5 protein-coding genes are annotated in these 5,524 nt (G+C 39.0%); all 5 read right to left on the reverse strand.

Annotated elements, in window-relative coordinates:
* Positions 1-59: 59 nt before the first annotated feature.
* The gene (locus tag CALSC_RS06190; RefSeq protein WP_088240520.1) at positions 60-821 is read right to left on the reverse strand and encodes a class I SAM-dependent methyltransferase; all 762 of its coding nucleotides are present in this window, start codon (positions 819-821) and stop codon (positions 60-62) included.
* Positions 822-863: 42 nt separating this feature from the next.
* A complete protein-coding gene (gene cysW, locus CALSC_RS06195) occupies positions 864-1,685 on the reverse strand; it encodes a sulfate ABC transporter permease subunit CysW (protein WP_088240521.1) in 822 nt (273 codons plus the stop codon).
* A gap of 250 nt (positions 1,686-1,935) precedes the next feature.
* Positions 1,936-2,802, reverse strand: coding sequence for a sulfate ABC transporter permease subunit CysT (gene cysT, locus CALSC_RS06200; RefSeq protein ID WP_088240522.1), 867 nt, complete (start codon positions 2,800-2,802; stop codon positions 1,936-1,938).
* Between the two features lie 150 nt (positions 2,803-2,952).
* Entirely contained in the window at positions 2,953-3,957 is a 1,005-nt protein-coding gene (locus CALSC_RS06205) for a sulfate ABC transporter substrate-binding protein (RefSeq protein ID WP_407641888.1), read from the reverse strand.
* 181 nt (positions 3,958-4,138) lie between these two features.
* Positions 4,139-4,987, reverse strand: a complete 849-nt coding sequence (locus CALSC_RS06210) for a phosphate ABC transporter substrate-binding protein (protein WP_088240524.1) — start codon at positions 4,985-4,987, stop codon at positions 4,139-4,141.
* Positions 4,988-5,524 lie beyond the last annotated feature (537 nt).

Below are 5,524 nucleotides of genomic sequence, written 5' to 3' on the forward strand. Positions count from 1 at the left end.
ATAATATTGCTCCCAACACTTCCCACACTTCCCACATTCCCCATACTTCCCGCACTCCCTCATTTTCTGATGGCAATAATGCGAATACGTCGGTAGTCTGCAATCCAATTAGCATCTTTATATAGGGTTGGTTGCAAAAGCGTTTCTATAGCTGCAATGGCTTGGCTGACTTGTTCTGAAGTCATTCCCACAAAAAAATGATTCCCAAACATTCTGATCCAATTTTCCATTCCCCTATCTCCATCAGTTAAAGATGTGGGACGTTTGAAAATATTGGCATAAGTCACATCAAATCCTTGCTGTTCTAAAAGAGATGCATACTCACCAATACTGGGAAAATACCAAGGATTTAGCTTTTCTGGAAATTGTCCCATTTCTGACAATACAGTATAAATGGCTTGTCTAATAGCTGATATATTTCCTTTACCGCCAAATTCTGCTATAAACCTTCCTCCTGGCTTTAAAGCTTGGTAAATACGTTTGATGACTACATCCGCTTGAGGAATCCAATGTAATACAGCATTGGAAAAAACAGCATCAAAAGGTGTATCAGTGCGAAATTCTTTCCCGTCAGTAACTGAAAATTGTATTTGGGGGTAGTTAATTCTGGCTTGAGTAATCATCCCCGCATCGGTGTCAATGCCTACAGCAACAGCACCAGTATTAGCTATTTCTGCTGTCAATTGTCCCGTACCACAACCAATATCTAAAATTTGTTCCCCTGGTTGTGGTGCTAGTAGTTGCAGTAAATCTTCGCCGTATTGCCAGACAAAACTATGCTTGTTCTCATAAAGAGAAGTATCCCACTTATTCTCAATCATGAATAATTCTCCATATTTGAAAATGGTATTACTTATTACTTATTAAGTATGGGTTTTCCGTTCTAAAATCTGTTTTAACACCAGTGTCACTAAGGCTAATAATGCCAATAGTACAGCCGCAGAATAGGCAGCTTCAGTCTCATAATTTTTGTAAGCATCCTCAATAAATAAAGGTATGCTCTGAGTCTTACCGATAATATTGCCAGACACTACTGCCACCGCACCAAATTCACCCAAAGTCCTAGCACTAGTTAAAATTAAGCCGTATAGAAAACCCCAGCGAATATTGGGAAGGGTAACACGCCAAAATATTTGCCAATTATTAGCCCCCAGAGTACTAGCAGCTTGTTCTTGATCATCCCCTAACTCTTCTAGCACCGGAATCACTTCCCTCGCAACAAAGGGCATACTCACAAAAGCTGTGGCGAGAACCATCCCCGGAAAAGCAAAAATAATATTCAAACCATGATCTTGCAACCATCCCCCAAACCATCCCTGTCTGCCATAAAGTAATACCATCATTAATCCCGCGACAATGGGGGAAATGGAAAAAGGGAGGTCGATAATACTCAATAATAATGTACGTCCTGGGAATTTATGACGGGCAATAGACCAAGCCGCACACAAACCAAATACTGTATTCAATGGCACAGTGATTAAAGCTAATTTCAGTGTCATCCCTGCTGCATCAAGAAAGTAAGATTGGGATAGATTATTTAAAAATGGCCCCAATCCCTCTTTAAATGCTTGGAAGAAGACATTGAATGCAGGTATATAAATGACTAACCCCAAATAAGCGATCGCAATTCCAATTAAAATAATGGGGGCACTATTTTTCTGCTTGTCAGGTTTGGTTGTGGTCATAACAATTTTGGATTTTGGATTTTGGATTGGTAATTGAGCCTGTCGAAGTTTGGATTTTGGATTGACCAGAAGAAGCAGAGGAAAAAGGTGCAGGGGACAGGGGGAAATGCCGTTTTTCTGCTGCTGTAGAGCCTAGGGTATCAATCATCAATCTTGTGAGAGAGTGATAGTTGATAGTTGATAGTTAGTTGTTTCATCTCTCCATACTTCTTTCACTCCTTCCCTCCTTCACTCCTTCCCTCTTCAGCTTTCAAGTCTTGTCATACCTTCTTCCCCAAGCTTGTAACCAATTAATTCCCAGTAGCATTACTAAAGAAATTATCAATAACACAGTGCCAATAACTGTCGCGCCTGTATAGTCATACTGTTCTAAACGCTGAAAAATTAGCACGGGTGCAATCAAATCTTTAAAAGGAGTATTGGAGGCGATAATCACCGACGAACCATACTCACCCACTGCACGGGAGAAACCCAAAGCGACTCCTGTTAAAATTGCTGGAAATAAAGGTGGTAATATCACCCGCCAGAAGGTTTGAAATTGAGATGCGCCCAAACTCCAAGCCGCTTCCTCTATATCCCTTTCCATTTCCTGAAGTACTGGCTGCACTGTCCGCACAACGAAAGGTAAGGAAATAAATGTCATAGCAACAGCCACACCCAATCGAGTAAAAGATACTTTAATCCCCATTGGTGCTAGCAGTGAACCTACCCAACCATTATCACTGTAGACCGTACTTAATGTTAATCCTGCTACTGCTGTAGGGAGAGCAAATGGTAAATCTACGGTGGCATCAATTAGTCTTTTACCGGGAAAGTCATAGCGGACAAATACCCAGGCAATTAATGTGCCAAAAAAGCCATTAACTAAGGCTGTCAGGAATGCTGTTGTAAAAGTAACATCATAGGTTGCTAGTGCTAAGGGGTTGGTGGCAATTGACCAGAATTTTCCTGGGGTGGTGGTACTGGCTTTCTGAAACAGTGCCAGCATGGGTAGTAGTAGCATGACTGTCAAATACCCCAGGGTAATTCGCCATGTCAAAGGCAAGTGGAATAAGCGACTGAGGAAGTTCTTGGGATTATTATTTTTCCCAGGTATTAATTGGGGAGATGTCGACATAGGAAGAATGTGGGAATGGGAGAGTCGGAAGTCGGGAATCGGAAATTGGGATCGGGAGCCTGAAAGAGTTATTTTGATCCTTGGTGGTGAAATTATTTCATTAGGGCTGCCTTCTGCTATAAATAACCAATAATCAATTACAAATCAGAATTATCGATTTATTTTTGCTTGAATTTGATCGAACATTGCGCCATCGGCAAAGAATTTTTTCTGGACTTGATTCCAACCCCCAAATTCACTGATTTGACTGAGATTTTTTACTGGAGGATATGTATCAGATAATTTCTGCAATTCTTTTGTTGGTGCGGATGTATTATTCACTACAGGTCTAAATCCGGCTTTAGCAAATTCCTGTTGTGCTTCTGGGGTAAATAGATATTGAACAAAAGCTTCTACGACCTCACGGTTACCATGTTTGTTAACATTTTGATCTACAATGGCGATGGGATTATCAATGGAAATGTTTGTATCTGGGATTACATAATTTACCTGTAAACCTTTTTGTTTTGCCAGAATTATTTCATTTTCATAGTTAATTAAAGCATCACCTTGACGTTGTTTGAAAAAGGCATCAGTTGCTTCTCTCGCATCCCGACTGAGGATAGGAGCATTTTTATAAGTTTTGCTGACATAATCACTGGCTTTTACCTCATCGCCATTGCTGTTGATCCCTGCATTCCATAAGGCTAGAAAATTCCAACGCGCCACACCAGATGTTTTCGGATCTGCGGTAATCATCTGTATGCCATCTTTTGCTAAATCTGCCCAATTATTAATCTTTTTGGGATTACCTGGGCGCGTGACTAACGCTACTACAGATTGAGAAACAATACCATTATTGGGAACTTTCTTTTCCCATCCAGTATTGATTAATCTAGCCTCCTCTATTCTCTGTGTGTCTAATGCCATTGCTAGATGAACTACATCTGCTGGTAAGCCATCCATCACAGCTCGAGTTTGGGCACCAGAACCCCCATAACTTTGGTTGATGTGGACAGTTTGGTTATGTTCTTGTTGCCACTTGTAAATGAATTTGGGGATGATGGCTTTATACGCATTTCTAGTAACAATAAAGGAAGCAATGGTTAATTCCACATTTTTTGTTGATGGGGCACTAATCCTAGCCTCAATATTATTACAGGCAGCGATCGCCATAGTTAAACTTACCCCTATTAAAAACAGGGAAATCATCCTAGTAGGTGCACTCACTACCTTTATGGCTCGCTGCCATACTCTTATCATCTGTTGCCTCTCATGAATCTACGGCAAATCGGTCGGGATACTGTATTTAGTTCCTAATGCCATAGATATTACAGAAACCAGAGGTAAAAAGCAATTATGGTTGGGTGGGAACAAAGGATTGCTGTCTGACTAAATCATGTACCATCTTAGAACTAGCAAAATCAATAAAGTCTTTTTTTAATCCAGTTGGTGGGGTCTTTGTAACTAGATTCAGAGGACGAGAAAGAGGGAAAGTTCCTTTATTCACATTGGCGATAGTGGCGGCGACTCCTTTTATTGGTAGTAGTTTCAAGGGCGCACCATGAACAATATCATATTCAGCAGCACCAATAGATACATAAGCAATGGCGTTGGGATTGTTTTTGAGGGCTTCAATTATTTCTGAATTATCACCAATAATTTTATCAGCACGAATATCTTCCAACTGCATTTGAAAAAATTGAGCAAAAAGTTTGCCTGTAGAATGATTTTTTGCTTTACTGATAACGAAAATTGGTGCGTTTTTACCCCCCAGTTGTCGCCAATTATTGATTTTATTGGTGTAGATATCAACAATTTGTTTTTCGGTTAGATTAGAAACTGGATTATCTTGGCATAGTAGTACTGATATACCATCGTGAGCAATTGTGAATGGTCGCAATGTTGTTTCCTGATCTTTCAATGAGCGGGATACCATACCAATATCAACCTTTCCTTGGCTAGCATCCTTAATCCCTTGAGAGGAACCACCGGTTTTAATACTAATCTGTACATTGGGGTGTTTAGCTTGGTAACGTTTGGCGATCGCTTTTACTAGAGGTGTCACAGTACTAGAACCAGTAAATGTCAACTTACCTTGAGCTGATGATTTTGTATTTGTCCCTGGAAATTGACTGCAAGCTTGTAAAAAAAAAGCAGCTAATAGAATTAGTGAGAATAATCTTGATTCGCTTAAATTTCTCATTGATTTTGTTTACATTTCATAAATACCATGTTTGTAGCAATTTATTTTTCCCATTTTGACTATGAAAATGGAAATAGCTAATGGGAATAATTGTAAAAATAGCTAATGAGAATGATAATCATCACTGAATGATAGTGGCTCTTATGAAAATGGGATATACCACAAAACTAAATTAATTATTTTGTTAACTTTAATTATTGATCTGGCAAAATCAATAGCTTCTATAGCCTTTTTTATAAAAATATTTTTTTTGGTATAAATACTGATTTATAAACATTAGGTGTTCGGGAAAATAGAATTGTGATGATATATAAAACAAGTATTGCTAAATCTACTGATGGCACTACTATTTGACTTTTGAACAAAATTGGGTATTTTTGGGTCTGTAAGAACGAAGTTCGCGATCCACCATTACCAAGGTTTTGTCTGTGAATTTATCGCTCACCCACACTAAATTTTTTTTCATAAATCAAATTCCATGCCTGCTCCATATTGTAAAGACCTTAAAGTGTAATCTGTTTAAATTCTAAATTATCC

The sequence above is a fragment of the Calothrix rhizosoleniae SC01 genome (assembly GCF_900185595.1).
Lineage (GTDB): Bacteria > Cyanobacteriota > Cyanobacteriia > Cyanobacteriales > Nostocaceae > Calothrix_A > Calothrix_A rhizosoleniae.